This window comes from Gemella haemolysans (assembly GCF_901873445.1).
In the GTDB taxonomy this organism is placed as follows: domain Bacteria; phylum Bacillota; class Bacilli; order Staphylococcales; family Gemellaceae; genus Gemella; species Gemella haemolysans_C.
Genome location: NZ_CABFLN010000030.1, coordinates 68,292 through 94,599, shown reverse-complemented (window position 1 = coordinate 94,599; position 26,308 = coordinate 68,292). Strand labels below are relative to the sequence as shown.

The 26,308-nt window shown below is 31.1% G+C and carries 31 protein-coding genes and 1 CRISPR repeat array (1 of these 32 running past the window's edge); all 31 genes read right to left on the bottom strand.

Annotation, left to right across the window (positions count from 1 at the left end; translation table 11 throughout):
* A CRISPR array of direct repeats spans nucleotides 1-2,038; the repeat unit is 36 nt; unit sequence GTTTAGTAGAATTCAAAATTTACATATCTCTCAAAC; it reaches 492 nt to the left of the window's first position.
* Between the two features lie 169 nt (nucleotides 2,039-2,207).
* The 31 genes from csn2 to JX287_RS04765 all read right to left on the bottom strand — a co-directional run bounded on the left by csn2 (nucleotide 2,208) and on the right by JX287_RS04765 (nucleotide 26,181).
* On the bottom strand, nucleotides 2,208-2,873 hold the full coding sequence (csn2, locus tag JX287_RS04915) for a type II-A CRISPR-associated protein Csn2 (protein WP_204643035.1): 666 nt from the start codon (nucleotides 2,871-2,873) through the stop codon (nucleotides 2,208-2,210).
* The gene (gene cas2 / locus JX287_RS04910) at nucleotides 2,870-3,175 is read right to left on the bottom strand and encodes a CRISPR-associated endonuclease Cas2 (RefSeq protein WP_204643033.1); all 306 of its coding nucleotides are present in this window, start codon (nucleotides 3,173-3,175) and stop codon (nucleotides 2,870-2,872) included. The genes csn2 and cas2 overlap by 4 nt, the downstream gene beginning before the upstream one ends.
* Nucleotides 3,176-3,179: 4 nt before the next feature.
* The gene (gene cas1 / locus JX287_RS04905) at nucleotides 3,180-4,055 is read right to left on the bottom strand and encodes a type II CRISPR-associated endonuclease Cas1 (protein ID WP_204643022.1); all 876 of its coding nucleotides are present in this window, start codon (nucleotides 4,053-4,055) and stop codon (nucleotides 3,180-3,182) included.
* The gene (locus tag JX287_RS04900) at nucleotides 4,030-5,226 is read right to left on the bottom strand and encodes a Cas9 endonuclease PAM-interacting domain-containing protein (RefSeq protein ID WP_204643013.1); all 1,197 of its coding nucleotides are present in this window, start codon (nucleotides 5,224-5,226) and stop codon (nucleotides 4,030-4,032) included. The genes cas1 and JX287_RS04900 overlap by 26 nt, the downstream gene beginning before the upstream one ends.
* A gap of 184 nt (nucleotides 5,227-5,410) precedes the next feature.
* Complete coding sequence (locus JX287_RS04895; protein ID WP_204643011.1) at nucleotides 5,411-5,593, bottom strand: hypothetical protein; 183 nt, start codon at nucleotides 5,591-5,593, stop codon at nucleotides 5,411-5,413.
* A 121-nt stretch (nucleotides 5,594-5,714) separates the two neighbouring features.
* The gene (locus tag JX287_RS04890) at nucleotides 5,715-6,215 is read right to left on the bottom strand and encodes an IbrB-like domain-containing protein (protein ID WP_204643009.1); all 501 of its coding nucleotides are present in this window, start codon (nucleotides 6,213-6,215) and stop codon (nucleotides 5,715-5,717) included.
* Nucleotides 6,212-7,312: a phosphoadenosine phosphosulfate reductase family protein gene (locus JX287_RS04885; protein WP_204643007.1), complete on the bottom strand. Its 1,101-nt coding sequence runs from the start codon at nucleotides 7,310-7,312 to the stop codon at nucleotides 6,212-6,214. Before JX287_RS04885 ends, JX287_RS04890 begins: the two co-directional genes overlap by 4 nt.
* Nucleotides 7,296-8,324, bottom strand: coding sequence for a hypothetical protein (locus tag JX287_RS04880; protein WP_204643001.1), 1,029 nt, complete (start codon nucleotides 8,322-8,324; stop codon nucleotides 7,296-7,298). The genes JX287_RS04885 and JX287_RS04880 overlap by 17 nt, the downstream gene beginning before the upstream one ends.
* Complete coding sequence (locus JX287_RS04875; protein WP_239650335.1) at nucleotides 8,297-9,544, bottom strand: DEAD/DEAH box helicase; 1,248 nt, start codon at nucleotides 9,542-9,544, stop codon at nucleotides 8,297-8,299. Before JX287_RS04875 ends, JX287_RS04880 begins: the two co-directional genes overlap by 28 nt.
* A gap of 1 nt (nucleotide 9,545) precedes the next feature.
* Nucleotides 9,546-9,896 (bottom strand): hypothetical protein, encoded by a 351-nt coding sequence (locus JX287_RS04870; protein WP_204642999.1) that lies wholly within the window; start codon nucleotides 9,894-9,896, stop codon nucleotides 9,546-9,548.
* 2 nt (nucleotides 9,897-9,898) lie between these two features.
* Nucleotides 9,899-10,414, bottom strand: coding sequence for a hypothetical protein (locus JX287_RS04865; protein ID WP_204642997.1), 516 nt, complete (start codon nucleotides 10,412-10,414; stop codon nucleotides 9,899-9,901).
* A 12-nt stretch (nucleotides 10,415-10,426) separates the two neighbouring features.
* The gene (locus JX287_RS04860) at nucleotides 10,427-10,753 is read right to left on the bottom strand and encodes a hypothetical protein (RefSeq protein WP_204642995.1); all 327 of its coding nucleotides are present in this window, start codon (nucleotides 10,751-10,753) and stop codon (nucleotides 10,427-10,429) included.
* Between the two features lie 133 nt (nucleotides 10,754-10,886).
* Nucleotides 10,887-11,690 carry an N-acetylmuramoyl-L-alanine amidase gene (locus JX287_RS04855; protein WP_204642993.1) on the bottom strand — a complete coding sequence of 268 codons (804 nt, stop codon included), beginning with the start codon at nucleotides 11,688-11,690 and terminating at the stop codon, nucleotides 10,887-10,889.
* On the bottom strand, nucleotides 11,674-11,934 hold the full coding sequence (locus tag JX287_RS04850; protein ID WP_239650334.1) for a phage holin family protein: 261 nt from the start codon (nucleotides 11,932-11,934) through the stop codon (nucleotides 11,674-11,676). The genes JX287_RS04855 and JX287_RS04850 overlap by 17 nt, the downstream gene beginning before the upstream one ends.
* A 15-nt stretch (nucleotides 11,935-11,949) precedes the next feature.
* Complete coding sequence (locus JX287_RS04845; protein WP_204642983.1) at nucleotides 11,950-13,125, bottom strand: hypothetical protein; 1,176 nt, start codon at nucleotides 13,123-13,125, stop codon at nucleotides 11,950-11,952.
* Between the two features lie 6 nt (nucleotides 13,126-13,131).
* Entirely contained in the window at nucleotides 13,132-13,509 is a 378-nt protein-coding gene (locus JX287_RS04840) for a phage holin family protein (RefSeq protein WP_204642981.1), read from the bottom strand.
* 37 nt (nucleotides 13,510-13,546) lie between these two features.
* Nucleotides 13,547-13,684: a CD1375 family protein gene (locus tag JX287_RS04835; RefSeq protein WP_204642979.1), complete on the bottom strand. Its 138-nt coding sequence runs from the start codon at nucleotides 13,682-13,684 to the stop codon at nucleotides 13,547-13,549.
* Nucleotides 13,659-14,090 carry a DUF1366 domain-containing protein gene (locus tag JX287_RS04830; protein WP_204642976.1) on the bottom strand — a complete coding sequence of 144 codons (432 nt, stop codon included), beginning with the start codon at nucleotides 14,088-14,090 and terminating at the stop codon, nucleotides 13,659-13,661. The genes JX287_RS04835 and JX287_RS04830 overlap by 26 nt, the downstream gene beginning before the upstream one ends.
* A complete protein-coding gene (locus tag JX287_RS04825) occupies nucleotides 14,077-18,183 on the bottom strand; it encodes a phage tail spike protein (protein ID WP_204642974.1) in 4,107 nt (1,368 codons plus the stop codon). Before JX287_RS04825 ends, JX287_RS04830 begins: the two co-directional genes overlap by 14 nt.
* The gene (locus tag JX287_RS04820; RefSeq protein WP_204642966.1) at nucleotides 18,183-18,977 is read right to left on the bottom strand and encodes a distal tail protein Dit; all 795 of its coding nucleotides are present in this window, start codon (nucleotides 18,975-18,977) and stop codon (nucleotides 18,183-18,185) included. The genes JX287_RS04825 and JX287_RS04820 overlap by 1 nt, the downstream gene beginning before the upstream one ends.
* Before the next feature lie 11 nt (nucleotides 18,978-18,988).
* Nucleotides 18,989-21,475: a tape measure protein gene (locus tag JX287_RS04815; protein ID WP_204642964.1), complete on the bottom strand. Its 2,487-nt coding sequence runs from the start codon at nucleotides 21,473-21,475 to the stop codon at nucleotides 18,989-18,991.
* Nucleotides 21,476-21,490: 15 nt separating this feature from the next.
* Nucleotides 21,491-21,769, bottom strand: a complete 279-nt coding sequence (locus JX287_RS04810) for a hypothetical protein (RefSeq protein WP_204642962.1) — start codon at nucleotides 21,767-21,769, stop codon at nucleotides 21,491-21,493.
* A 71-nt stretch (nucleotides 21,770-21,840) separates the two neighbouring features.
* On the bottom strand, nucleotides 21,841-22,191 hold the full coding sequence (locus tag JX287_RS04805; RefSeq protein ID WP_204642960.1) for a tail assembly chaperone: 351 nt from the start codon (nucleotides 22,189-22,191) through the stop codon (nucleotides 21,841-21,843).
* A 57-nt stretch (nucleotides 22,192-22,248) separates the two neighbouring features.
* Nucleotides 22,249-22,770, bottom strand: a complete 522-nt coding sequence (locus JX287_RS04800; protein ID WP_204642958.1) for a phage major tail protein, TP901-1 family — start codon at nucleotides 22,768-22,770, stop codon at nucleotides 22,249-22,251.
* A gap of 10 nt (nucleotides 22,771-22,780) precedes the next feature.
* On the bottom strand, nucleotides 22,781-23,170 hold the full coding sequence (locus JX287_RS04795) for a phage capsid protein (protein ID WP_204642956.1): 390 nt from the start codon (nucleotides 23,168-23,170) through the stop codon (nucleotides 22,781-22,783).
* Nucleotides 23,167-23,508: an HK97-gp10 family putative phage morphogenesis protein gene (locus JX287_RS04790; protein ID WP_204642954.1), complete on the bottom strand. Its 342-nt coding sequence runs from the start codon at nucleotides 23,506-23,508 to the stop codon at nucleotides 23,167-23,169. The genes JX287_RS04795 and JX287_RS04790 overlap by 4 nt, the downstream gene beginning before the upstream one ends.
* On the bottom strand, nucleotides 23,498-23,806 hold the full coding sequence (locus tag JX287_RS04785) for a hypothetical protein (protein ID WP_204642952.1): 309 nt from the start codon (nucleotides 23,804-23,806) through the stop codon (nucleotides 23,498-23,500). The genes JX287_RS04790 and JX287_RS04785 overlap by 11 nt, the downstream gene beginning before the upstream one ends.
* The gene (locus JX287_RS04780; RefSeq protein WP_102169759.1) at nucleotides 23,806-24,144 is read right to left on the bottom strand and encodes a phage head-tail connector protein; all 339 of its coding nucleotides are present in this window, start codon (nucleotides 24,142-24,144) and stop codon (nucleotides 23,806-23,808) included. Before JX287_RS04780 ends, JX287_RS04785 begins: the two co-directional genes overlap by 1 nt.
* Before the next feature lie 10 nt (nucleotides 24,145-24,154).
* The gene (locus tag JX287_RS04775; protein ID WP_204642949.1) at nucleotides 24,155-25,195 is read right to left on the bottom strand and encodes a major capsid protein; all 1,041 of its coding nucleotides are present in this window, start codon (nucleotides 25,193-25,195) and stop codon (nucleotides 24,155-24,157) included.
* A 15-nt stretch (nucleotides 25,196-25,210) separates the two neighbouring features.
* A complete protein-coding gene (locus JX287_RS04770) occupies nucleotides 25,211-25,591 on the bottom strand; it encodes a hypothetical protein (protein ID WP_204642947.1) in 381 nt (126 codons plus the stop codon).
* A gap of 11 nt (nucleotides 25,592-25,602) precedes the next feature.
* Nucleotides 25,603-26,181: a DUF4355 domain-containing protein gene (locus JX287_RS04765; protein ID WP_204642943.1), complete on the bottom strand. Its 579-nt coding sequence runs from the start codon at nucleotides 26,179-26,181 to the stop codon at nucleotides 25,603-25,605.
* Nucleotides 26,182-26,308 lie beyond the last annotated feature (127 nt).

Sequence of the window (26,308 nt, the reverse complement as noted above, 5' to 3'; positions counted from 1 at the left end):
CAAACTTCGCATTGACTGAATTAAGTCTTTCACGAGTTTAGTAGAATTCAAAATTTACATATCTCTCAAACAATCAGACACACTACTTTTACTAGCTCCAAATTTAGTAGAATTCAAAATTTACATATCTCTCAAACAGCTAATAAGGTATTAAACTTTATTGCTCGTTTAGTAGAATTCAAAATTTACATATCTCTCAAACACATAAGGTTCAATTCTTACACCATAATATGTTTAATAGAATTCAAAATTTACATATCTCTCAAACTTAGTCATTGCTATTCCTCCATTAAATATCGTTTAGTAGAATTCAAAATTTACATATCTCTCAAACTATGACAAGTAGGACAATTAATTAGACCACGTTTAGTAGAATTCAAAATTTACATATCTCTCAAACGTTACATGATTAATATCGTCTAATGAAAAGTTTAGTAGAATTCAAAATTTACATATCTCTCAAACAATATGTTTATTTACTTCATCTACTATGAGTTTAGTAGAATTCAAAATTTACATATCTCTCAAACGATGTGTCTAATCAGTTTAAGTACTATGATGTTTAGTAGAATTCAAAATTTACATATCTCTCAAACTTCAGTTCAATACATTTGAAAATATATTGGTTTAGTAGAATTCAAAATTTACATATCTCTCAAACTAAAAGCAACTCATTTATATAGCTATATTCGTTTAGTAGAATTCAAAATTTACATATCTCTCAAACTTAGTGTATTCACTTTCTGTAAACTTCCTAGTTTAGTAGAATTCAAAATTTACATATCTCTCAAACTCATTGCCTTTATTTACCTTATTAGCAAACGTTTAGTAGAATTCAAAATTTACATATCTCTCAAACCAGTAGACGATAACGAAGTAGTAGAAGAAGTTTAGTAGAATTCAAAATTTACATATCTCTCAAACAAGAAAGGTTGTTCTTCAGCAAAATGTTTGTTTAGTAGAATTCAAAATTTACATATCTCTCAAACTAACGCTTTTAAACGTTCCTTAATAGGTGGTTTAGTAGAATTCAAAATTTACATATCTCTCAAACGGGAGATTGGGAGCTTGTAAGAGAAGTTAGTTTAGTAGAATTCAAAATTTACATATCTCTCAAACTATTTTCCATTAGTTTGTTCAACGGATGCGTTTAGTAGAATTCAAAATTTACATATCTCTCAAACGACTATGTTCTTCATCATTTCCATGGATAAGTTTAGTAGAATTCAAAATTTACATATCTCTCAAACTGTCCTCATAATATTTTATAATATCAATTAGTTTAGTAGAATTCAAAATTTACATATCTCTCAAACTAATGGACACAACTTATACAGCTGGGCATCGTTTAGTAGAATTCAAAATTTACATATCTCTCAAACTTAATATCGAGTGTAATTTTATTGTTTTCTGTTTAGTAGAATTCAAAATTTACATATCTCTCAAACATTTCAATAAAGTTTTGTTTTGGCAGGTCAGTTTAGTAGAATTCAAAATTTACATATCTCTCAAACTTAGCGTTAATAGTCTTAGGATCTAACACGGTTTAGTAGAATTCAAAATTTACATATCTCTCAAACGCGGTCTTTACTATTTCTTACTTGTTTACGTTTAGTAGAATTCAAAATTTACATATCTCTCAAACGTCGAAATATACCGCAAAACATAACAGCGGTTTAGTAGAATTCAAAATTTACATATCTCTCAAACCGAACTCCTGTATTGAATAACTCATTTGTGTTTAGTAGAATTCAAAATTTACATATCTCTCAAACTTACGTTCGACAACAAGTCCGTTATCCAGTGTTTAGTAGAATTCAAAATTTACATATCTCTCAAACGGAATAGTAATTCCAAATTGTTCATCATTGGTTTAGTAGAATTCAAAATTTACATATCTCTCAAACTTTCTTTCGTTTATTTTAAATGGTATCGTAGTTTAGTAGAATTCAAAATTTACATATCTCTCAAACTATAGGCTTCAAATAAATCTTCAAAGCTGGTTTAGTAGAATTCAAAATTTACATATCTCTCAAACCTCAAATCGAGATTTGGAGTGAAAATTTTGAATTTGGGTATAAAAAAATGGACCGACACCGATCCAGCCAAAAGGCAATTTAGATAAAATCTTTATTTGAACTTGAATGTAAATTTTGAATCTATTTATATTATACAATTATTTTCGCAAAAATGCAATACTATATTTCTCAATTGTCTCTATCAAAAATATAAACTTTTTCTATATAATTTTCATCAGATATATTATCAAATTGTTGATATTCTATATTTATAATACTAATTTTATTGACACATACTTCTTTATATATTTCTCTTACCTCTTCATCTGTAAAAACGTTATGAAGTCCCACTATAAAGATAATAGTTATTCCGCATAATTGAACAAGCACTTTCAAGAATTTAATGAATTTTTCTAAAATATCATCTTCTTCTACATGTATTCGAAAATCACCTAATTTCAATAGTGAATTTATGTCTATTTCTTTACCTTGTTCAACTTCAAATGGACTGTTAAATATTAATTTTTCAAAATATGCTCTTATATGTGTTGTCAATTCATTATACTCTATAGTATCATCTATAATTTGTTTTAAAAGTGAATTATAAATCTTTGTTAAAACCTTTTTACTATTAATTTCAATATTGAAAATATCAGTAATTATATAGCTACTCTTTTCAAGCGATATCTCTTTATTATCATTTGAATATATATAATTACCTTCATTTCCTTTGTGTTGACTAATTAACTCCGTTATATTTTCCCTATAATATTTTTTATTTTCAAATACTAATGTATAAATTGTGTTTTCTTCAATTTCAATTTTCCTTTGCCAGTTTTTATTAATTATCTTCATAATTCCAGTAACCTTTCATCGTTATCAACATATTCCGTTTGACTCTCTCCTACTAAAAACTCCATTTTAGAAAATTGTTTTTCTGTGACTTGTAAAACTTGTACAATACCTTCTTCAGGACAAATCTTTCTGATACTCTTCACTATTAAATCAGTACTTCCTTGATTCATTGCCAATTTCACATAAACAGATTCTTGCATCATAATAAAACCATTTTTTATTAAAGTTTTTCTAAATTTTCTATAGTTTTTTCTTTGGAGTGATGTTTCTGTAGGAAGATCAAACATAACTAGTACTCTCATAAATCTATAACTCATAACTATACATTTTAATATACTCTAAATCATTTTCTTTTAATGCTGTGAACAAACTTCTAACGTATAGTTTTATTGCATTAGCTACAGTTTGTTCTTTATCATCAATCTTAATGGTAGTATTTAGAATATTGACTAGTATATTTTTATGTTCTTTAATAAATTCATTATCTTCTAAACTATATACTACTTCATCTACTAATATTCTGAAAGGTTCCATAAAATCACTGGCTAGATTAAATTTATTATATGGATTTCTGTGGCATAGTCCTAGTTGAGTGAAATATCCGCACGATACAATTTCTCTATTAAATGCAGAAAGAATTATAGAATAACCATAATCTAATGCAGCATTTATAAAACATTCTTTATTTCTACTAAAATCCATACCAAATATAGCATTAAAGTAAACCTTGGCAGCATGACCTTCTCTGTTACTGTAGTCATTCCACTCTAATTCAGTAAGATATTGTTCTAATAATTTATACTCTTCTTTACCTAGTTTTTTTAGTAATAACATCTGATTTTGTATTTTTTCATATACTATTCTAGTCCAAATACGCTCTTTACTTTCCCTAGTCCATTCTAACTGATTTTTATATTTTAAACTTGTGTCATGACTACCATAGTATGCTATTAGTTCCGAACTAGGATTTCTTTTTTCGTCACAAAATATTACTTTTATTTTATTTTTCATGAGTTCATTTAAAAGCACGGCGGTAATTGATACCGCTGTGCTTTCAATAATGATCATGTATATTTCGCTAAGACTAACTTTTCTAGTTTCCGCTTCTTTTCTTACCGTTAGGAAATTTAAGCTATAATCTAGCTTCGCCCTATCCCTAATAATTATTGTTCTCCATGTCATTTTCTTTATCCCCTATTATTGTTATCTCTTTTTCATAGAATCCTGTTACAGATTGTTCTATAATTGAGAATTGATTTAATTTTGTTAAATCATAACTTTGTTGAGCTCTTGAGTATTTAACTCCTAGTAAGTCACCACAATATTTATATTTATTAATTTTATTAGTTAACATATCCAAAATATCTAATAACACATATACCTTATTATTTAATTCCAGAGATATAAATTTTTCTACAGTATTTTCTAAAGATAATTCATTATATTTATTTGGATACTTTAGTCTTCCTATATCACTATTCATTTTTTCGATTAAAATTTGATACAATTTATTACACTTTTCATGAGTAATTTTCTTAGGAATTTCTATACTAGTAGTATTTTTTTCTATTTCTCTATCATTTTTGTATTTAAATAATATTTTTAAATATTTCTCACTTTCACTACCTAACAACAATTGCAAGGCGTTGTTATAATAGAAAGTATCATTACTTCTCCCCCCTGAAAAGTATATGTAATTATTTTTTTTTATTAATGTATTTTCTTTAAACTTTGCATAAAGAAGCTGAAATTCAATTAATTTTCCATATTTTTCTTTCTCTATTTTTGATAGCAAATATTTCTCTAATGTATTTATATCTCTTATTAATATTGAATCTTTAATAGAGATCGGAATTACTCTCGTTAACGTCTTTTTTTTCCCTTTATTTTCAACTGTAAAATTTACAATTGAAGAATAAGATATATTACCGCTTGTGTACCCTCCATGTTTGGCTACATTATTAATAACTAAATTTTTTTCTTTTTTTGAGTAGTATTTTTTAAAATTCTTCACCGATTTATCAATTTGATTCTTTATTGTTTTAGCTTTAATTATAGATATATCATAGAATTTCCCTTTTTTAACAGCTGTGCGTTTTGTAACTAAAATATTATTGTTATTCATAACTTTTTCTATTTGATAAATTGTTTTATCCATTTCCCAAGCTACTGTTTTTGAATCTGAAACATTTTCATAGAATACCTTATTAAGTGAATATTTTCTTCCTTCTTTTTTATCTTTAATAAAATTAAATACATTACGCGTAAACTTCGTATCATAGACATTTCCTACCACTATGTTTAAATAAGCATCCTTGGCATAGACATCTTCGTATATCTCATATATCCTCAAATATGCTTAGAACTCCTCATATTACTGACTTCTCACTCTCGCATTTACCCGTAAAAAAATGCTTTTTCGGGGATATTTGCCCCTAATTTGTACCCCTGTGCCCCTTAAATAAAAATAAGGGGTAGTCGTTAAACCACCTCTTTTAATTCAAATATGTAAATTTTGAATTCTACTAACTATTTCATTATACACGATTATCTTTATTTTCGCTATAGATTTTAATTAAATCTTTCATATCTTCTTCAGTAGCATATGATTTTACAAATAATCTTGCTGATCTTCTATAGTTATTAATTCTTGTCTTCTCTCTGTTACGTTCTTCATATTTTCTTGTTGCTCTTTTTTGTGCTTCAGATACTTTGTTCATGTTTCTTCTCCTAGATAATTTTCTATAATTATATCAGAAAAATAAATTTAATGAAAGAGGGAGAAAGCTCCCTCTTTAGTATAATTATCTATCTCCACTTAATAACATTTAGATCACCTCCTTAATTAACTACCCAAGATTTTGAATGTGTTCTATCTTTAAATAATTCTGCTATTCCAGTTTGTTGTTTTAATCGTAGCACTTCTTCTAATGTCATTCCTAATTCTTTTGAAATGTCATTATCATTCCAACCTTTTTTTAGTAAATCAACAACCATATCTGCTTGTAAGTCTACCTTGTGGACTCCTCTTGCTCGATTATGTCTTACTGTACTTGCCATTCTTTGCTTAATATCCTTATCAATTACACTAATCGCAACAACATCTGACTTAAAATAATCCTTAACAATTGTGTAACGATGGAATCCATCTACAATAACGTATTTATCTATTTTATCATCATAAAATGTTACTACTGGCATTGTTAATCCGTCCTCTAAAATAGATTTATATAACAATTCCATTTCTGGCTTAGCTACTTTATTAGGATTATAATTATTTGCTACAACCTTATCAATTGATACTAACTTAGGTTGCAGGCATGGAAATTCTAGTTTCTTCATAATAGTTTACTCCATTCTTCAATTTGTTTTTTCTTTTTGTCTTCATATTGCTTAATAGCACTTGCTGTAGGTACTGGAATACCATTTCCCCAACCATTTAATAATAACTGCTTACATTGTCCTCTGTAGGTTCTCTCATGATTAGGTTGATTAGCAAATCTTTTTATAAATATGTCCTTATGCTCAAGGGGGGTAGTTTCTAATAAGAAATTACGATATTCTTTCCACGTTTTAAATTTAGAAGGTAACTTTTTCGTATCATACATAACCGCTTCTTTTGAGTACCTAGCAGCAATATGAACACCACCTATCCTTTCTAATAAAGCATTGTATGTATCTGGTTCAAATTTTGGAAGTGAAGACAAACATTTAAAAGCGTGAATGTGAATTAAATTTGATACTCTCATTTCATTCATTCCAAAATTTAATTTGTACATGAAATCATATATTTTATTGTATGGCACGTTATTTTGTGCTATATAAATCCATATATCCTCGAATGTCCAATCATACAATGGATAAACTTTAATTTTACCTTTTGTATTAGTGGTCCACATTAAATCATCAATCCCAGGATATTTAGTTACTGCTCTGAACCTATTAAGACTTTCTTCAGCTCTTAATCCTACTAGAAAGCAAGTTTTCTCTTTATCCCATTGTTCCTCGAACCAATCTATAAAATCATAAAATCTGCTATTGTACTCTGCTTTAACTTCATGAATAGAAATATCGCTTTTCGGTCGCATCCACTTTTCACCAATACCCCAAGCGTTTAAATACTCTTCTGTATAACTTGTTACATTTCTCATTTTAATAGGTACTTGATACCAATATGGGACTACATTTGATAATCTCATATAATAATCAATAATTTCTATTGTGTGACTGTATTCTGCCTCTTGATCTAAAAAAAATACATTTACTTTTCTATCTCTTTTTTTAGCTTCTTCTAATGCCAAATGCAATAATACAGTACTGTCTTTTCCTCCAGATAGAGAACAACATATATTTTCAAACTTATCAAACATTAATGATATACGCTCTTTAGCACTCGTTAAAACATCCTTATCAATATAAATCTTAACTCCTTGTTTCAATGCAATCAATCTCCCTTCTTAAAATTCTAGTGAATTCATCTAACTGTGTATATTCTTTTACCATGCGATTATATAGTAATTTAATAGCAGGAACATTAGGTTTAATAATATGTACTGTTGTTCCTTTATTTAATCGACTTAATACATCTGTGAATAAGTACGCTCTAGCTATAGGTACTTCACATAGTATTATATTTTTGTAATTTTGTTCATCTCCGTTCACATCATAGAATGTTCTAACATTTACATTAGGAAATCTTTGTTTTAAATATTTATTATGAGTTTTTATGTTAGTATATAGTATCACTTCTCCGTTTATACCTTGTAATACCTCTCCTATTTTTTCGTAAACACTATCTCTCATATTTGAATAATCGCTTAATGCTGTAACAATAGGATTAAATCTATCAAACTTATTAAAGCATTCTTCTTTTTTCTTTTCATATCCATCTTTTTCAGCTGGAGTTAACACTACTTCATGAGTTTTTATATCAATTCCAGATAAGAATGACTGATATTCTTGATAGGTAATACCGCTCATTTTCTTAGCATTCAATTCAAAATCATGACTTCTCCATTGCTTATCTTGATATATTTCACTATTATTTTCTCTAAATGAATAATAATGTTGATATCCTAATATATTTCTATCTATATACGATAAAGGAACATATAAGAATTCTATTTCACTAGCAAATGGCACGCTGTCAATAATTATTTTATTTGTGTATTGTTTACTGATTTTACTTAATCTGCTAAATTTAGCACTACTAATATTTTTGTATCTCGCTGGACTATCCAGTATCAACAGACTTTCATCTCTTGCATAATTAATTAAATCATTACTCTTTGAGATGTCCTCATAGAAATGTACCTCTACCCCTTCTAGACTCTCTTTTAACTCATCATAGAATTTTTTAGGGAGTAAATAAACTATGTGATTATATTCAGTTTTCTTTTGATTTATTATTTCTTTCTTTTTATTTAAAGTTTTGATGTAAAATAATCGCATGCATTATCCTCCTTAATCTTATCTATCAATAGCTCTTTTAAACTTCTTTTCTTTTCGTTATTTTCAAAGATCATATTGAATATACCTAAATTAGAAGTAAAATAAATATACTCAATATCTTTTTCTTGACCTATTCTTTTAATTCTACTAATAGCTTGTTCTGTTTTTGCATAATCAAATGTTATGCTGCTAAATGCAACCTTATTACAAAATTGCAAATTCAAACCATAAGCTCCAGTCCCTAATGTCATTACTAAAGCTTTACTATCATTTTTAAATTTCTTTTTTATTTCAGAACGTTCGCTTAATGGAGTATCACCTGTGATTAAATAGCAATTCAATTGATTAGCAATGTTTACCGCCTCACTAACTAATGTACAAAACACAATTATCTGATTTTCATTTTTAACATATTTAGCTATCTCTACATGCCTTTTTTCATCGTTAAAACAACTATAAGCAAGATTTTGGAATTGATCTATTATACTCTCTCCCTTACTAATAGAATTGAGTAATTGTTGCTTTTTACGATTGTAACTTTCCTGTGCCTCTCCACTAGCAATTATTCTAATATATTTAATCTCTTCATTTTTATCAAATTCAAACTCACATTCAAATATATACGGTGCTATCAGTTTATGTAAATAATCTATATTTACATCCGAAAGCTTGTAAAATTCTTTAGGACGTTTCCCTGCTTTCTTATAGGATATCTTTTTAAAAAATACATTTAGAAATTCTTGCTTACTCATCCCTATTATTTTTTCACTTAGAAAATTTATCTGATTGTAAATATCCCACTCATTTTTTGTTAACGGTGTGCCATTTAAAATCAATCTATAATCGCTCATTTTAGCAATGCTCATAAGTCTTTTATATCGTTTTGTATCATCGTTTTTAATAAATATACTTTCATCAGCAACAATGAATAGCTTTTTATTCTCTATTTCTTCAAGTAATTCAATGTAAGTTTTATCACTATTTGATAACGTTTGGTAACCTATAATTTTATATTCTATATCTAACGTCCATTTATTTATCTCATCTTGTAGATTATCTTTTGTAGAAAACGGACAGAAAAACAAAACTAAATCACAATCTGTAGTTTTAATTAATTCTAACGCTACCTTAGTTTTTCCTGTCCCTTGTTCCATGAACAAAGCACCTACTTTTAATTTTTTAAACTTCTCAAATGCTTGTTTCTGATTTTCTGTAAGCATACTAACGCTCCAATTCTGAAATTATTTCCACATTCTTGTTAATCTTAACAGGTTCTGTTATTTCTAAATAACTTGTGTCATCTTCTTCTGTAAGTTGATTAAAACATAACGCTAATTCTTCACCACAGATTTCTTTAGTTGTTTTATCATTTTTAAAAATTTTAAATCTGAATTCATCTGTGTAGGATAAACTTAAGAAATATCCATTTCCTTTTCTCAACGGTCTAATTAATTTAGATGGATGCCAAAATTTATAATTTTTATAATATGAACTGTTGGGCAGTTTTATTAATACTGCCCTATCAGTCTCAAATTCAATATTTTGTTTATTAAATTGAATTGTTTTCCACATAGTTACAGATACTCTACTACTGCTTTGTCTAATTTGTATCTGATTTTTTCACCGTTAAATTTTTCTAATTTCATATTCCATTTACAACCATCAATTGTAAATTCAATTACCTCATTACCTTGTTTAGAGGTATAAATTCTTTTATCTTGTGCAATATCTTGAATATATTGTGGTTCATATCTAATTGTGTAAGGTTTAAAACTATATTCTAGTTTATTATCTTTTACTTCTTCTACTAATTCCCAATCGACTAGAATAGCTTCTAAAACTTCTAAAATTGTTTCATCTTTTTGATTTCTATTATCAATTTGATTATTTTCAAAATCAAAACTTTCTTCTAAAAAATCTCCGTATACACCGTAAATTCCTGCGTTTGAAAAAGCAAATACTCCAGCGTAGTTTTTAGTATCAAAGTTAGCTAAATATCTATTTATTCTTTTGTGTTTAAGGGCGAAGTTTAATTCGCCCCCGTTTGCTACTGTTTCTTTCATTAAATTTAATAAATCTTGTGCTTTCATTTTTATTTTCTCCTATTTATCTTCTTCTTTTTTATATTTGTAAAACATTGATTTTTTACCGCATAATCTTATAAAATCATCTTGAATCATTTTAATTAATTCATTAGCTTTATCAAAATCTTTATCTAAGATACTTCTAGTTATTTCATATACTCTGTCGTAAGTTCTGAAATCTTGATTATAACGTTGAATAGCTGTTCCAATATAAGCGTTCGTTTCATTATATAGCCATTTTGTAAACTCTGGTAAGCAGTTGATTTCATTGTTTTTATATGCTCTATAAACAACTCCTGCTTCGTATTTTGTGATTTGACCTCTTTTATAAATTGTGTATGCCATGATATTTTTACCTCTATCTTTAATGTACTTTAATTATATACCGTATACTTTATAATGTCAATAGATATTTTAAAATTTTTTTTAAAAAATGCATAAAAAAATAAGCCCCTACTATTTAGTAAGGGCTAAATCATTAAAATACTTCAACTTCCGTTAAATATTTATCCTCAATCCATTGATCACTATCTTTATAGTTCACTCTACTCCAACCGCCTTTTTTCTCGTAAACACGTACTCTTGTTCCAGCAGGGACAAATTCTTTATCCTCGCTATCTTCGGTTGGTTGACTTTCTAGAATATAATCAATGCTTACAGTCGCTTCGTAGTATGGTTCATCACGTTTAGCAAGTTCTACGTCTTCATCTAATATGCTTTTTTCAACTACTGGCGATTCAGTTACGTCCCCAGCTAATAGTTGTTTAATTCTGTTGATGAAATATTGTCGACACGCTTCAGTTCCTGCTCCATTATATGCTCCACCATTTCCGTGCAATTCCATACTTCTATGAGGGCATGAAGTCGCACTAAATTCATGATGTAATTTAACTGTATCTTCATTGATAGGTAAACCATAGCTTTGAAGCACTTGACCAGCTAACAGTAGCGTTGCGTCTTCATTAGCTAGAAAATCAGTATCAGAAGCGGACATTGATTGACAAACTTCAAATCCTATGAAATTAGTATTTCCGTACCAGTTCGCTGTGTGCCATTCTTGATGGTTAGTAGGTTGGAATACGTAAATATCGTTACGGTCAACATAGTAGGCTGCGAAACCTCTATCAAGCGTTCCGTTGTTCACTCTGTCAACTAAAAATCCGTCATATTGTCTAGCTGAGAGAGAACCCCCATCATTGTGAATTACAACGCCTAGTATATCGTTTTTAGGTGGAGTGAAATACACTCCGTTTTGAAAATAGTCACTATAAATTTCTGTCATTGTTTTTATCCTCCGTTTTTATTTGTTTATAAATTTGGTGCAGTCCGACTGCTCCAACTCCCACTAATACTGCATTAGCGTCTTTAAATAGCAGTATTCCTATGATACCGCCTATAGTACCTAACACATGCGGTATATATTCAGTTGGAAATACATTCCATTCTTTTAATAATTTGCCTAATAAGTTAAGTAAAATTACTATAATCGGCACTAAAAATTGTTGTAATTGTTGTATCTGTTCCATAATCTCACCTCCTTTCTATGGCAATTTAGTAGGCCACTCGTCTTCTGTTAAATATGAAAACGGTCTGACATAACATTGGTCGGCGGAACTACTTGATGCTCTGAAGATTTTTAGAGTTAATTGTTGTTGTCTATCAAACCCAAGTATAAACGCACCTATTGATTGGGCATGTGATTCATCTCTCCCCGATGCACCTAAATGCACAGCATCTAGACTTCTTGTTATACGATGAGCAATAGTGGTTGTTGGTTTAAATCCGTCAATTGATAGTTGTTCATTGACCTCGTGATTAATGGCTAAATGTAAGTTTACGTCATCTTTTAGATAAATATGCATCATATAGTCCGCTTCAGCTTTTACGTGTACTGTATCATTGATACGTCGAATATATATACTATTAGTATGATAGTCAACTGTAAATTGCTTACATAATAGCCATCCCGTATCACCTTCAACAACTTTCCAACCAGTATTTCCACTATCTGTAGTTTTTATCCACTTCAAAGCACCGTTAGTTTTAGCTGTGCCTATGTAAGTAGCACCAATAGGAGCTTCTACTACACCGTTCGGCATTCCAGTACCTCGTATTTCAGATTGACTGGCAGGTAATATTACGCTATTTCCACCCTGTATACTTAATGTATTATTGTTGTACGGAGCCGGTAGGTCTGTTTTTTTAACGTAAATTTTTTCAGCCTTAACTTCTGTTAGTAGTCCTTCTGTTGCCACACCACCAACATTTTTTAACGCTTCCTTTAATTCATCCTTTGTCACAACGTCTAATCTATCGACAATTACTGTATTGTTGATAAATCGTTCTTTGACTTCGTAACGACTCATTTTATCTATTTCAGATACTTTTACTTTGAATTTAAATCTGAATGTGTCAGCTGTTTGTTGTTCTTCGTCAAAATATAAGTAACAAATAACCGTTTCGTTTTGAGTAATTAAACTAGTGTCAAACGTTACTTTTACTTTATTGCCTTCAACAGTCCCAGTAGTCTTCCAGATTTTATTGCTTTCTGTAAATTTGAATAACGCTATTACCTGTTCTGTTGTAAGAGTGTCGTTTAATATTTCAAACTCAAATGATCCGTTATTTTTATCGTGAGAGTATAATTCTGAATAGCTATCCACAGTCTTACGTTCTCTTGTAGTGTTGTCAAAATCTAATTTAATTAATTTTTTCATTTAATTTTACTCCTTTCCATCTAATTCATCTCTTAATTTCTCTAATCGCTTTTTAATACCAGTTGGAAATGGCACTCCTAATGCACTTAAATTCTCGATTAAAGATAGACAATATCCAACTGTGAAGAATAACAGGAAAGCTGTTGCAAATTCATTAAATCCTAAATACAGCATATAAGGATAAACTGTGATACACATTATTGCAACAATACCATGTTCAATTAACCCTTTTCTGTTTACTGTTGAATTTAGTTTTCTTGTAACCCAAGCTTTTGCCATGCCTGTCAATATATCAAGAAATATTATTAGCGTAAAAGCATGAATATATACATCTTTTGCTAAGTGATAATAGCGTTCTGCTAACTCTGGTAATGTAATTTCCATTAATTAAACTCCTTTCTTTGCAAAATAAAAGAGGGCTTTAAGCCCCCTCTTTTGCTAAATGTTCTAAATCCATATCGATTAAGCATTCTCTGACTTTATCTTTAAGGAATTTAGGTACTTGAGAAAATGTTCTTTTCCCTTTTGCTATATTAATTGCGAATAACATTGCCATCATTACTGTCACCTCCTTCAGTTGTATTTTTAGGTTGTGAATTAACTTCATGGTGTTCAGCCTCCAAACTTCCACTTATTTGTGTGATTAAATCCATTAGTGAACCTTGTGTGATTTCAAGTTCTTTTTTCATCTTATCCATTTCAGCTAGTTTAGTGTCTAGTACTTTTAGTTTTTCATCAACTTTTGTAAATCGTTCATTCTCAGCACGATTAGGGTAAGTATCTTGATAAAATTGTTCCAGCGCCAGTTGTACTATTTCATCTTCTGACTTACTTAAATGGTCACCTTGCAGCGTTATTTCGATTACAGTTCCACCATCAGCACTATATATACTAACAATGGTTGTGAGTACTGCTCCGTTGCTATCGTATGTACCACGTGCATAGTTCTTCTTAAATGTTGCCATTAATTTTATCCTCCAGTTTATTTAATCTTTCATCCATTTCTTTTAGTTGTAATTTAAGTTGTTGATTTTCGGCTGACAGTTCTTGAATGGCTTTAAGCGATATGTTGATTAGTCGTAAACCATCTAGCCCTAAATACTTACCATAATCAACAACTAAGCTTGCATCCAGTTCTTGCAATTCTTGTGCTATTAGTCCACATTTAGTATGAGGTCTATCATAACCAACCTCATCCTTATTCCATCCATGTTCTTTGAATTTTAATTTATCTACAAATTCAATAGCGTTAAATTCTGAATTTTTAATATCAGTTTTCAACTTCCTATCTGAACCCCACTGGTCAACCTTAATCAACCACGCATCTGAATCTGAGTCATCTGTCCCATAAAAATGCATAAATCCACCTTCACGATAACCAATAAATTTTACTGGTGCTACATTAGTAAACGGAGAAGTATAATCTAAATTTGTCAAAACTGGCTGACCTTTCACCACTGACCCTAACACTCTCGATGAGAAACAAGCCATCCCAGCGACAGTTAACAATACTCTGTTAACTGAGTTCGGAATAGTAGAACTTTTTGTAAAGTCTGAGTTTTCATATATAAATAGTCCAGGTGGAATTCCAGTTTGTTTCGGATTAACACCAGTCCCGGATATTTGAAGTCCCACACCTCTCTTACTTCCAAAGTTTTCGGGGGCATTTATTTGTAAGCCTTTATCAATAGGCTGTAAAAAGCCATATTGACCTATTTTAATTTTACTATTACCTTGAATAGTAGCACCTTCTATAGTTTTCCCATATAAATAGTCAGCTATTGCATTTCCCGTAATTCTAGTGCCTTCCCCGCTTATGTTAATGGAATTAATCACATTATCTTTTGAAACTTTTAATCCAATTTCATCTTTAGTTTGCTTAATCGAACTTTCAATCCTACTATTTTGTAAATATACATCCTCTGGTGCTGGGCTGTAATTCTTAGGTAATGCATTTCCCTCACACATATAAGGCTTAGCAAATGCTAGATATCCATTTTTTACGTGATAAATCCAAAATGAACTGTCGCCTAAATCCAAATCCCGAGTAGCAGTAAATTTATATTCAAGAACATTCCACTCCCCTTTTTTGTACTTATCTAAGTCTAATCTAGTCCTCCACAATACTTGTTGCGTATTATGATTTTTAATTTCAAGGTAAGACCCCTCATCAGTGTTTGTAGTCCTACCAAAAAACACAGGAATTCTTATTGAATAAGTTTCACCTTTACTGATTTTTGAAATAGATAATTTAAAACCTACACCTTGCCAAACTTTTGAAGTTTGGTCGTAAGAATATACAGATAAATAAGGGAAACCTTCGTAAGCTTGATTGAGCGTAAGGTCAACGCTATTACCTAGTTTTTTAAAATCGCTTTCTGACAACATTCTACTACCTAACACTAAATTTCTTTTTTCTTCGATTGCTAGTACTTGTTGCTTAACCTCTCCTATTGTTGAGTTAAACTGGTCTAATGTGCTGTCAAACGTTTTATATTTTTTAGTTATTTCTTTAATCTCTACAACATCTGGAATATTTTCCATTCTAGAGGTAGCTACTGCACTCATACCTTTGTAATCTATCAAAACAATAACTTCAAGAGGTGTACCGTTTTGCTCTTTGTTGCCCCAATCGTATTGCAAAATTTCACCATTTTCGGTGTAATTTCTAGTGTAGAATGCACCCCATTGAGTATTATTACCGCCTTTATGTTTAATTTTAAGATTGTAACCGTTAATTACTTTTTTTCCGTCATAATAAACTTCAGCGAATATTTTTACATTGTTCGTTACATTGTTAATATATGTACCTTCGAATCTTACATTAGCGGTTAGCGTGTGACCTTGTAGGTCTTCGTAAGCCGGCGACCATTCTGTTGCAACATTTCCAGTTTCAAGTTTTGGAAAACGTATATAGATTTTATCACCATTATTAAAATTACTAGTAGGATTGTAAAATGTGAACGCGTAATAATTTACAAACTTATTTACAAACGTGTGGCTAATTCGTTGCCATTGTGTTGTAAGATTAAATGACCGTTGACCGTTAGTTTCAAATCCAATGCGATTGAATGTGCAATTTTTACTAGATCGAACATCCATTGACCATGTTATCGTCTCATTTTGAAATTGAGTTTTAACTAATTCTGTTAGATTAAAATAAAAACCATAAGTATCACTTCCTCCAACTTTGGTTAAAACTAGAGTATCTCCTTCTACTGATTTATCCCATTTATTCCAACCGTAAAATCCTTTACTGTTTAATTTATCGCTATCAGATATATAGTTTCTATTTATAGACTTACCATCTACACCATCTCTACCACGCTCTCCATCTTCACCTTTAATCTTAGTCCAACTATACTCGCTAGCGTTAGTAGGTGCTTGTTCTTTATCTCCAGTATATATTCCTATGTATTTAAGATTAGAGTTGTCACTCATGTCACGTCCATCGGCATTATCGCTGTATTTTTTGTGGATGTAAGAACTCTTTCCTTTAAGCTCTTCTTTAGTAGGTAAATTTTTCTTAATATCTCCTACTATTTCCTGCACCTTACCATCAACTACAGTTTTTACCGCTTCATTAATGGCATTTTGTTCCATATGGAATTCCCCTGTGTCTAAATCCCAATAACTTCGACCGTCAGCAGATTGAATACGACCAGCTTTTAACACACCTGTATTAATTAAATCTAGCGTTGCTCCTCTTCCGTCAAGGAATGTTTTCCAGTTCCATTCTCCTGTAGGTTTCTTACTGTCAGCTATCGCAATCTTACCAGCTCCCATATAAACTACTTTAGTTGGATTTTGATCGATAGGTTTATCGAATGAATAGTAACCTGCAGGCACTTTATACTCATTATCAGCTTTCAAATCATAGTTATAACCATCTTCATTTATTAATTTATCAGATAGTCTTTCTCTTATCTTATCCAGCCAATAAACTGTGTCGTCTTGAAAGTTCTTCATCTCTTTAGCTAATTCAATAGTTCTACTGAACGGAGATGTAGTCACCTTATCACCTATTCCAAATTCAGTTAGTTTATTGTTAACTAAATTTCTTTTAACCTTAAATACTCTTGTCTCGTACTTAATACCTAGATTAGGATTAAATATCCCAACAGTATCACCTAATTCAAGATTACCAACGTTTAAAACTTTAGCACTATACTCTACTTGCATCCTACTATTTTTTTCAAGCCACTCATAAGAAAGTCTTAATAGTTTTTCTTTATCCGTTTCGTCTTGAAATTCAACGATTTTAATACGTGGTTTAGTACCTTTTTCAAAACCATATAATCTAGTCATAGCTGGTATTTCTACGTACTCTTGACCTACTGGTTTATCAACTGGTTGACCGCTTGTTCTTCTCCATTCAACATCTTTAAATGTTATCCTACGACCATAACCACCAGTGTCAGTTTCTTCACCTTTACCACGCCCTACAACAGCTGTATAAATTGCTCCTTGTGACTTCTTCTCACTAACTGTTAATAAGTCTCTACCATGAACAAATACTTTACCGTTCCTTGCTCCTAGTCTAGTAAACACATCTAAATATCTACCTATGATTTTCCCACGACTAAATTCTAATCGTGGTTTAATTTCAATCTGTGTTGCTTCAATTAGCTTGCTTATAGCTTCCTTACGTGTCACATAGTAGAAATTACCTGTATATCTTCGCTGTATATTTACTGTACCTAGTTGCCAACGTGAACCATCTAAAATAGTTGTAAGTACTCCTACTAACTCTCTATTGGTTGGTCTGAAGTCCTTAATGTATCCATCACTTTCCATATCATCGAAAAATGTATGTACACCAACGATTTTTACATCTGTAGTGCTGGTTTTTGTAACATGGTCTATTTTATAAAGATGGAATATTCTATTGTCATTATAATCTTTATGACCTATATAAGAGGCTTTCTCAATCAATTCTGAATACACAGTTGTACATTCTATCGTTTGAATTTTATTTATTTCTTCGTTCTGAATACATTCTAACGGGCTTACTGTACCTATTAGCTTTTCATCGTTATTAAACAGAAATAATTTCATTAATACATCCTCTCTTTCGTATAAATTTCTAACACTCGACTGTTACTGCAAGTGATAACGTCACCTTGTTTAACTGTAAAATCAAAATTACTTTCAAAAAAATCAATTAATTCACTTCTTACCATTGCATTTAATTTCAACGGATAATTTTTGTTCAAATCAATCTCAAGCACATCACCAACAGCAAATGAATTATTAATTATTATTTTTTTAGTAGTAGTTTGATTTTTAATAATTATTTTATCGCTAACGCTATCTACAATTACCTTAATCAATTCTGGTGTAAACTCATTTCTGTTGTTAGGTAGTTTAGTAATAGTCACGTTATTTACTCCTGTATCTTTATCAACAGCTTTATATTTGTATGGATCTAAACACAGGAAAGTGAATGTTGATACAACACTGTTTGATGTTTCTTCTATGTCACCAGTTTTTTGCAAGATAGCATCAAATGAATAATCTGGTTCATCTGTGAATTTTAAAATCTTCGGTTCATCTGAATGTAACAACATATTTAACTTATTGAATTTTTTTCTAAAATCTTCGTTAGTTGTTGCTTTCATCTGGAATTTAACCACAATAGGTCTAACCTCTAAATTGCCATATAAAAAATATTTCCCGTCCGTTCCTGGTATATCAGTTGAGTTTATGTTCTTGCTTAACAAACCTCGACCACTTACCGCTAACGTTCGAAAACCTTCTAAATCTGTATCGATATTTACACCATTAAATATAGTTTGAATAGAAGAGTGTAATTGCTCTCCTATTTCATTAGTATTAATAAAATTGTACATTTACACTCCTCCTAAATTGAATAAACTTCTTCTAATTGTACCGCTTCACCGTTTACTTGATTAATATCACTCACAAAGGCTCTAAAGTCCTTATTACCTAATTTGAATGTAATTACCATAGGTTGTGAACTGATAGTATTTTCAACGTTTAAAGCTTTACTTTGATTGATATTAAATCTTGACTCAATGGCACCTGTGATACTTTGTACTTTTGCCATAGTTTTATCAAAGCCGTTGTCTAAACCTCTGTTAAGTCCACCCATAATTGCATTACCAGCAGGAATTAATAAACGTCTATCGTATTCAATCGGGCCTTTATGGTCTCTAATCCATCCAGCAATACCGCTAACAAAACCTTTTACGCTTTCCCAAGCAGATTTTAATCCATTTAAAAGTCCATTCATGATAGCTCTACCTATATCCCACAAGTTGATGTTCCTTAATGTATTAAAGATATTTTTTACGCTATTAACTAAACTTTGAACACCATTTTTGAAATTATTCCAAGCGTTTTGAGCAGCATTAACCAAGCTTTGAATAATACTAGTCACACTCGACTTAATAGAATTCCATGTGTTTACTGCAACACTTTTCACAGTATTTATTAAAGTTGTAAAGAAAGATTTAAATCCCTCCCACAATGCTTTTATTCCATTAACTAGTCCAGTTACTAATGTAGTTACAGTCGTTTTAATAGCATTCCATATAGTTGAAGCTGTAGTTTTTAAGAAATTCCAAATAGCTTCTAACGCTGTTTTTAGTCCTTCCCAAGCATTTTTAATCAATGCTACTGTTACTCCGACTATTGCTGTAATAACAAACTTGATACCCTCCCAAACCATTTGAACCGCTGATTTAATAGCGTCCCAAATCATTTGTAGGTCTTCTTTCAATTTTGTAAAGTTCCCTGTCACTATATCAATTACAATCAGCGCAGCTCCCATTACAATTGCTTTGATGAATTCCCAAGCACCTTGAATTACCATTTTGACACCTTCCCAAACAGCTGTAAGTCCAGCTTTTAAAGTTTCCCATGATGAAATGAAAGTATCTATAAATGGTTGAACTACTGCGGAAATAGCACCGACAATATAATTCCATGCAAACGTTGCTGCAAAAGAAATTATATTCCATACTGCTTGTAATAAAGCTACTGCACTATTCCATTTATCGACTATCCACTGAACCACAGTTTGTACTCCAGTTTTTAATCCTTCCCACAATGTGCTAAAGAATGTACCGCAAGCACTCCACGCTGTTTTTATCGCTTCCCAAGCTGTAATAAATACTTGTTTGATAGCATTCCATATAGCTATAACTGCATTTCTAAAACCTTCGTTTGTTTTCCATAAATATAAAACTATAGCTACTAAAGCTACCACTCCAGCAATTATTAAAGCTATTGGATTAGCTTTCATAACTAAATTTAAAGCAGCTTGAGCCATCGTCCATAATTTTGTCCCAGTAACAATTTTAGTTATCCAGGCAACAAAACCTCCAGCACCAGAAATTACACTTGCAAAATGTAATGTTGCTAACGCAGCACCAGCTCCAATTAAAACAGGTGCTAAGGTTGATATTACGGATACCAAACCACTAATAGCACTTGCTACAGGCGGTACTACTGTTTTCAAAACATCTAATCCACCAGTTACTAACTCACCTATTCCAGATATAATCCCTGTGATTTTATCTTTACCAATGGCATCTATTATTTCATTGATTTTCGTGACAATACCCGCTTGCATATTCCCTACTGCACCTTCGATAGTTTTAGTAGAAGTTGCCGCTTCTCTTGCAACGTCTGTCATACCTAAATCCATAATAGCTTTATTAAATTCATCAGCACTGATTTTACCTTGCTCTAGTGCTTTTCTAAAATCTCCAGTATAAGCTCCATTTTGCCTTAAAGCTTCTTGAATTTTACCACTAGCCCCAGGAATTGCATCAGATAACTGTCTCCAGTTTTCACCAGTTAATTTGCCAGCAGAAGCGGTCTGAGTCATTACCATTGCTACTGATTTAAACGTATCTGCATTACCCCCAGCGACTGCATTTAAGTTTCCTGCTGCTTGCGTTAGTCCGTCATAATCTTTAATTCCATTGGCTGCTAACTGTGCTGTAGTATTTGCTATTGTGTCTAAATCATACACAGTGTCATCTGCATATTTCCTTACACTTGCTGCACTTTTTTCTATCGCACTATTATCTAATCCAGCAAACTGCATTGTACTTCTGAACTTATCCATCGCATCAGATGCTTTGAATGATTCACTAATCAAACTACCTATATCACCAGTTACTTTAGTAATAGCTCCTGCCGCTAAATTTGCTAATGCCATAGCTTTGAATGTACCGCCGATTTTCTGTCCGCTTTGTTCACTCTTACTAGCTTTAGCATCAAACTTATCTAGCTTTTCGTTAATAGCATCTAACGTATGAGTAAAACCTTTATCCACCGCAGATAATATCGCTTCTACTGAATATTGTTCTGCCATATTTTATTCTCCTTTCTACATATTTGCTTTTAATAGTAAATTGCTTAATTCTTCATCTTTGATAGTAGGCACTATTTCACCAGTTATTTCTCTATATTCTTTTTCGTAGTCGAAAAAGTCTTTAAAACTTCCGTACACATATACTTCTTGCTTACCTTTCGTCTCTGTTCGTTTAACTACACGATTCAACCATGCTTGCTTGTAAATTAAATGTTCTTCATCTAACAACCTTAATTGAGCACCTTTCATCAGTAAGTTATATTGATTAAGAGTAAGTATATTGATTTCATACATACTTGTGATACCCAGATACCTAACACAATTTACTATTATTTCTTCGTATGCTTCTTTGGAGTTTTTTAATTCTACGCTTCTTTCAGAGTCTCTCTGTTCTGTTTCAGAATTCTCTTTCCCGCATTACTTTCTTCTAATGCTTTGATTACTTCATCGAATAAAGCTTCGATATCTTCATGTTCATCGATAAAATTATCAACTTCAGTTTGTGTTGGTCTTTCTTTTTCTAGAAATGTTCCTGCATATAGAACATCAGACAGACTTGCCACATCTCCTCCTAGAATTTCTGGTATTTTCATACTTAAAGACATACCAAGCTTTATCCCTTTAGCTTCTAGTGGATGGTTTTTATCTAATTCACGTACAAAACCAACTCCAAATTTTACTTCTACTGTTTTATTTTCGTTTAATCTTAATTGCATATTATTTTCCTCCAAAAAAATAGCTAACCAGTATTCCTACCAGTTAGCTTTGTTTAATTATTCTTCTGTTGTGTCAACAGTAGTGTCTTTAAACACATACTGCACTACTTTAGCTTGCTCATCAGTTAATGTTGCATAACCTGTTTTCCCAACTCCATTGATTGAAAATTCAAGCTCTAACTCTACACTATCTTCTGAGTTAGGATTAGTACCAAATTTAGTTACATATCCTTGATAGTAAGTAGCTTTATATTTATTATCTTGATTTTTTTCAGCTTTATCAATTTCCCAGATTTCAATAATATCACCATTGATTAAAGCTTCTCTTAATTCCTCGATATGCTTATCACCTTTAGCAACTATTGATTTAGCAGAAAATTCATACTCTACTGCTCCTAAATTTTGGATATTTCCATCTTTAGTTTTTTGTGCGTCAGCATCTCTGCTGATTTCATTACTGTGTTCAGTCTGAAAAGCTAATTTAAAAGCCGCTTCTGTTTTAGCATTCTTTAAAAATCGATATAAAAGAATAATATCTATACCCTTTTTAGCTTCATAAGTTTTTTTTACTTCTGACATTTTTATCTCCTTATCTTAAATTAAATTCTAATTCAATAACCGCCCTTTTAAGAGGTGTTACCGTTGTTTTATCATCAAGTATTCTAATATTGCTTGAATTAATATTTAAACTCCAAGAATAACCATCTGTATGCTCTATTCTCAAGCATTTTTCTAATATAGCATTTGCCATACTAGATACTTCTTTTCGTTTTGTTTGTAACCCCCACACAGATAATGAGAGAGTGACATTTCCTTTTGCATCTGTTTTATTAATAGCATAACTAACTGATGTATCTTCCATTTCTACAAATGGATAAGGTACTTCATTCATCGGTTTATAATCGTAGACTTTATAACCTAAATTCTTACATATCTTAAATACTTCATCGAAAATACTTTGTTCTCTAGTTTTAATCATGTTAATTTTTTCAAGTCATTAACGAACTCTTTCTTAACCTGTTGGAAAGCAGGTTTAACAAATGGTTGTTTATCCATAAAACGTGTACCATATTCAACGTACGGAGAGTATTTAGTCGTTGGTTTAACTCTTGCCATTAAACCACCTTTTTCTATTAAGATATTGATACTTCTTCTAGTAGCACCAGTTGAATATCCACCTTTAAATACTGCCTTTTTAACCATTTGTTGATTTAAGTTTGCTCCGTGTTTCTTCACAATTTCTTTTACTAAAGTCATTTGTGCTTTATCTTTTAAACTTATCTGTAATTTCTTAATGCCGTATATTTTAAGTCCCATCGCTATCATCCCTTTCAAGATAAAAAGCTTTACTAAGTTGCTTATCTGCCGTTGGTATATATCGTTTCCCACGATATTCAACAACATTAAAAGGTTTATTATAAGCATTTTTTAAGAATATAACTTTTCTTTGTTTGTTATAATCTCCAAAAATCTGAACTGACTTACCAAGTCCTAAATCCATTGTGAAGCATGCAACGATATCTGAATAGAGTTCTTTATAGACATGTTCTCCTGTTTCATAATCATACTCGTTTTTATCTACTTGCTTTAAAATTGCTCTATCTGAATATCTCATTAGAATATTAATAATTGACCTTTCTTTGATTTTTCTTTCTTGAAGTCTTCTCTTAACATTTCATCCCAGGGGGCGAACTCATTTAAAAAAGTCTCATAGTTAACAGAGTGACCTTCAACAGATTCAGATGTAGCACCTTCAGCACCACGTCTGTTAAATCTTTTAATAACACAATCTTCAATAATGAACCTGTATTTATTTTCAATTTCATCTTGTTTATAAGTGAATTTGAAATGGTCAATAACCTTATCGATAAGTCTGCATAGGATAGTATCTTGTAGAGTATCTCGAATATCTAAATCTTCTTTCACGTTATCTAATACTAAATCTCTATCCATAAATTATCTCCTAAGGTTCGATATCTAACATATACACATCATCTAATCTTTCAAATGATGGTAAAGCAATCATTGTTACTTTAGTTTGAACATTGACAGGATCAACTAGTTCTTGAGTTGTAATAGCAATACCAGTATTTACAACTTTCACTTCAACCCCAGCAACGTTACCTCCTAATAAATCAGATTCTTCTGGAGTAGTACCGAATACTGTTTTACCTAAGGTAGCATTAGGAATGAATGATACATAACCTTCTGGATAGAATTTTTTAGCAACTCCATCATCATCTGTGAATGTATCATTTTTAATCTCAACTTTTACACCATGTGCATCTAAAAGGTATTCAGTTAATTCAGTATTTGTTACTGTTGCCCCTTTAGGTGCTAATGGTTTAACAATTTTAATAGTTGAGTCTGCTTTTCTGATTAAACCAAAAGTTTTTTGAGTCATGATAAGAATTTCCGCTTTCTTACCTTGATTTTCCATAGCTTCAATTGCTTTTTCAATATCCGCTAGTGGAGTTGCTGCTGCATCAGTCCACGCTTTTTCAACAGTCCCTTTCATAGAGTCTTTAACTCCATAATCAAACTCTTGAGCTACTCCGTTGTTGTTAAATGATATTTTACCAGTTGCTAACACTTGCATTCTCATAGCTTCTAATCGAGCCTTAGCACCATTTAATAAGTGTGTTTGGTCATCAAAAATACCAGTAACCACGCTGTCAATAAGTGCTTGATTACCAGTAGCTTCAATCATATTTAATTGTTGTCTTTCTTCTTCTTTGACTACAACAGCCTCTTTGAAGAATGGCATTTGTTCTTCAGTTACGCTTAAGTTCATTCTTTCACGTAGTGGAGCTTTAGTATCGAACGCAGCAGGTTTTAAAGCTACTGCTTTACCACTTCCGCCTTTTACAAATGCTAATTTAATTCCTAATTGTTTTCTAGCAGGGAATAATTTATCTCCTAAAGTAGTATCAACGTTTTCTTGTGAAGCGTTCCAATATCCACTTACATTTTCTGCTGTAATTGTATCGTAAATTAATACCATATTCTATAATCCTCCTTATACACCTTTTACAAATTTGATTAAGTTTAATTTTGATTTTACGTTTGCATCAACAGTACCACCGTTACATTTGTCTTCACGTAAAGTACCTTTAAACACACACGCTACTACTGAGTCTCCATCGGTTAAATCAACATCATGTAACGCTACTCCATCAACGTATTGTGCTGTTGCATCGTTAGTCAATTTCTTAACTTTTTTTGTTCTATCTTCGAAAATAGACTTACCATCTCCAGCTAGTAATGTTCCAGCTTTTAATAATTTACGTCCGTTTTCTGTTACTGTTCCTGTAGTTGTTTTATCTACTGTTACTGAAATAGCTTCAAACTCTAAGTTATGTAAGATTTCAGTTTTATTAAAAATTGTTGTTGTTTTCATCTCTTATCCTCCTAAAATGGTTTTTTATAACTTACACCTTGTGCCAGTCTTGCTCCTAAGTTCAACGGTTTTTCTGCTCCAGTAGCACCTACATTAGGTGTCGTTTGTCTAGCGGATTCTTTCACGGCTTTATTTACCGCTTCATTGAATACTTTCTCAAGTGTATTCACCGCTTTTAAAGCATCTTCTGCTGTACCATGTAAAGCGAATGTTTCAGCTAATTCAGTAGGTAAACCTTTACTAACTAAATCCTTCTGAACTTCCACAATTAGTTGAGAGTGTCTAAACTCAGCTACTTGTTTCTCAAATTCTGCTTTTTTATCTTCGAAATCTTTATCACGTTTTTGACTTTCGCTTAATTTTGAATAGTCTTCACGTTTTTTTATTTCTTCTTCTACTCTCGAATTAATGTTAGCCTCATGTTTCGCTTGTTGATTTTTTAAAGCTGTTTGTACTGCTTTATTCACATAGCTATCTAATTCAGATTGGGTAGCAGGTGCTTTAAACTCAGGTTCAGTATTGTTTGTTTCCGTTGTTCCTTCATCTGCAAAGTGTTGTAAGTTTAGTTTTAATAAAAATTGTTTGTTCATTGTTTCTCCTTATCCACGCTAGTCTTATTTTTTATTGATCAGTTGTGCACCACTTATCTTTAGAAATAAGCCACGCTAGTTTAATTTGACATAATAAAAAGACCTTTTAACGTCATGTCTAGGACGA